Genomic DNA, 3644 nt, shown 5'->3' on the forward strand with positions numbered 1-3644 from the left:
TTGTCGCCAGACTGGCCAGGCAGAGCCAGCGGGTCGGGGTCGGGGACTGATGTGGTGGTAATGGTAACAGTGGTGCCGTTGTCACCCCAGGTAAGGAAACCGACGAGCATACCGTCACCATCAATGCCCGCAGGCAGGCCGTCTTCAAAATCGTCAATTACGCTTGATAGGGTTGCGATGGGAAGAGGATCAACGGTAACGGTGACAGAAATGGCAGCGCTTTCGCAACCCACTGCATTGGTTTGGGTAACGAAGTAGTCGGTAGTTGCTGTCAACGCTCCGGTGTTGTATTCAGAACCTGTGGCCAATAGATTGGTCAAAGCTACATCAGAATACCAATTCGCCGTTCCACTAGCTACTGCGGTTAATACAGCGGATTCGCCTTCGCAAATCGTTGTGCCGGCAGCAGTTGGTGCAGACGGTAATGGATTCACCGTAACATCAATTGCCACAGGGTATGATGAACAAGTTCCATCATCCTCTGTCGCATAGAAAGTGTAAGCTCCTGCCATCAGGGCTCCTGCATTATAGGTTTGTGTTGGGTCACCTCCCATGGTTATTCTGGCGTATTCAGTTAATGTATTGTCAAGGAAGACCAGGTCGCCTGTTCCTGAACCTGTGGCTGAAATAATCACATCATCACCTTCACATACTGTGATTGGAGTAGCTACAGTTGGATTCGCAGGGCGCGAGTTTACATCCACCTGAACCACGTTCGATTCCACCCATTCTGTCTCACATGTAACCTTTGCCAGCCTTCTAAACCAGGTGGTTTGGGTAACCGTACCAACATATGTGTAAGTTGCTAAAACTGCTCCCGAAATATCCACAAAGGTGGGGCTTGCCGTGCTGATCTGCCACTGGTATTCCAAATCGCCTGTGAAGCCGGTTGGCGCTGAATTGCTGGTGAAGGATGCGGGGAAATCGCCAGAGCAAATGGTTTGGTCCGCAGCAATCTCGCCGCCATTTTCCGGATTCAGGCAGGTAAGTGTACCCAGTATAATATCATCATAGGCGCCAGGTGAGGATGCAAAATTGTACAGGTGTATTTGACTTACATTAGTACTTGAAGTACTGCGGAAAGCATATCCGGTCTGTCGCTGAACTCCGTTTATCCAAATGTCAAATGTTTTAGTAATGAAATTCATATTTTTCAACTCAATTTGGTACCAGGTATTTGCAATAAATGGAAATTCATAATTCACCGGACCATTGTAAAATCGGATAACTCCATTGCTAAAGTAAATGAATGCAATACCAGCATTCGAGGATGTATTATTATCACCAATTACTAAGTAAGTATCGGCTCCTCCTCCCTGAGATTTTGCCCAATAGCTCAGGGATGTAGGTGTGCATGGCGCAAAATCAGCCATTATACCGGTTTGGTGAGCGCCAGTACCTGATTGAACGAGATGGAATGTTCCTTCAGGTGAACCGCTATTATTGAATGTACGGGAAAAAGGTCCAGACAATACAGTCCAATGAGACTGCAGAGTACCTGTTTCAAAATTGTCAGAAAAAAATATCTGTGCAAAGGAATTGTAGCTGAACAATAAAGCTGCAAAGACGAGGAATTTAAATAGTAAAGATTTCATATTAATGTTGGATTTGATTATTCATGTGAAGATTTTAGTTGAATTTCTTTCCAGGTTTGCTGGTCAATGAGAACGGGGGAATTACCATCCTCCATTTGCCTGAGAATGTAAGCTGCAGCTTTTTCCGCATCAGCTTTGGTGAAGTAAATTGCCGGGTTGTCTGATGCAGGTTCTATTGCTTCCTGTTCAAGTATTGTTTTTCCATCAACTTTAATTCGAAAGCCATAGTTGGCATCCGAATTAACATAAACAACTGCTTCAGGCTTTTTTTCGCTTTGCAGAACATAGCTGTAGGCGTTCAGCGAAAACATAAATACGAGTAACATCATCCATTTTGATTTCATAGTTTTTGAATTTAGGTGATTTAATAAGTTTTGAATGAATTGCATGAGATAAATTGTGCTAAATTTATTTTAAAGTCAATTGGTTCCATGAGACTGTCAGTAGATAGGGATGCCATCATTTCGAAAAGAGATCATTTGCCTTTGGGTCTGATTGTTTTGTATCATCTTTGGTACTTCTTTAGTAAATCGAATAATGAAATCCTAATTTTTCATCTATCTGATTATCAAATATTTAAAAATGCTATTTAGAATCATTTTGAATTTGCAAAAAACAACTATTAATCAAAGGCAAGCTGTTAAGTTTTAGTTAAAAAAAATCCAATTAAGAATTATTAAGGATTTGAGAATTGAAATACGGCTATGAATAATCACTTAAATACCCCGCCGATGAGAGAGTTTTCGCGATTTCAATGCTGAATTTCTATTTCGGAATTTTTTTAGAGTTTCAAAAAGCAAACCCGATTTTCGGTTTTACTCCCTGCCAAAAAGAACTGCGGCAAAAGTACTCCGGGGAGGTGGCGTGAGGGTAGGACTTTTCTTGCAATCTGTTGGACTTTTCTTCCAAATCGAAGTTTATGGTAAAAATGACAGCCGGAGTTTTGTCCCCGGCTGCTTTATTCTATGCGTTCGGCTTAGGCTCCGGCCTAAGCCGAATCTATTTCTACAGGCTCTGCCTGCCTGTCAGTGCTCTGCCTGAAAAAAAACTATCCGGGCGACAAAAAAATCATCAGATTGATCTTGCAGGCTGGAGCCTGCCTTAATAGTTCAGACGAGGCTCTGCCTCGTCTGAACATCAGACATTGGTTCGACTTAGGCCGGAGCCTAAACCGAATCTATTTCTGCAGGCTCTGCCTGCCAAAAACCTGTAGGTTTAAAAGTTCTACATCACCACCAACCGCTTCGTAACAATCTCCCCTCCAATTTCCAGCCTTATGATGTAAAGTCCGGGCTTGTAGCCGCTCACATCGATAAAAGTCTCGCTGCCGCTGAAACTGGATTGTCCGATCAACCTTCCTTCCATATCGCTGATCTGGTAGCTGACCTCGCTTTCGTTATCAGCGATGGAGAGGGTTACCTGGTCATCGGCTGGGTTGGGATAGAGATCGATCTGGAATTGTTCTTTGTCCATTTCAATCACATCTACTCCGGCAAAGTCGTCGCCTGACTTGAGGAAGTTCACCACCTCCACATTGTCGAACCATGCCATTGAAGTGCGTGTAGCCAGCACACTCTCGGTGAAGATACCGGCCTGGATGCAACTTCCCATGCTGATGGTTCCGCTGTAGCGCTGTTGCCAGGTGGTTCCGTTGTAGGAGGTGAACACCTTGAAGTTGTTTCCACTGCGCTGGATCTTCATCCAACGGATCAGCTGGGCTACCTGGCTCAGGTTGCGCATCGAACTTCCCGTAGATGTACGGTAACCAACAATCACATTCGGGTTGTATAACCTTGTTTTGAACAACACCGTCTTTGCATTGGGGGCATTGCTTTCGCGCATCATCACGCCGGCCCAGCCGCCGTTTTGCACTTCATCCAGACGGGCAATCACCGTTCCGTTGCCACACAGTTGTTGGTGAACAAAATGATAAACATCATTGGTTGTGGTGGATTTACCGGTGGCAGTGAGCATGAAAGTGCCGTCATCATCGCAGGGTGAATAGATGGCTGTTCCGTTGGCGCTGGCGTGGGTGTTGTTGTTTACCCA

At 44.7% G+C, this 3644-nt stretch carries 4 protein-coding genes; 1 reads left to right on the forward strand and 3 read right to left on the reverse strand.

The features are described 5' to 3' along the window. Both IH598_01285 and IH598_01290 read right to left on the reverse strand, forming a co-directional pair. The coding region (locus IH598_01285; GenBank protein MBE0637137.1) for a hypothetical protein at positions 1 to 1595 on the reverse strand (1595 nt) is incomplete at its 3' end. Positions 1596 to 1612: 17 nt separating this feature from the next. Beyond that, positions 1613 to 1939: a DUF4907 domain-containing protein gene (locus tag IH598_01290; GenBank protein MBE0637138.1), complete on the reverse strand. Its 327-nt coding sequence runs from the start codon at positions 1937 to 1939 to the stop codon at positions 1613 to 1615. 575 nt (positions 1940 to 2514) lie between these two features. On the opposite strand from IH598_01290, the gene IH598_01295 reads away from it, so the two are divergent. Beyond that, the gene (locus IH598_01295) at positions 2515 to 2700 is read left to right on the forward strand and encodes a hypothetical protein (protein ID MBE0637139.1); all 186 of its coding nucleotides are present in this window, start codon (positions 2515 to 2517) and stop codon (positions 2698 to 2700) included. A gap of 119 nt (positions 2701 to 2819) precedes the next feature. On the opposite strand, the gene IH598_01300 is transcribed toward IH598_01295, so the two are convergent. Beyond that, positions 2820 to 3644 (reverse strand): T9SS type A sorting domain-containing protein (locus IH598_01300; GenBank protein ID MBE0637140.1); only part of this gene is annotated, 825 nt, incomplete at its 5' end.

This window comes from Bacteroidales bacterium (genome assembly GCA_014860585.1).
Classification (GTDB): Bacteria; Bacteroidota; Bacteroidia; order Bacteroidales; family 4484-276; genus RZYY01.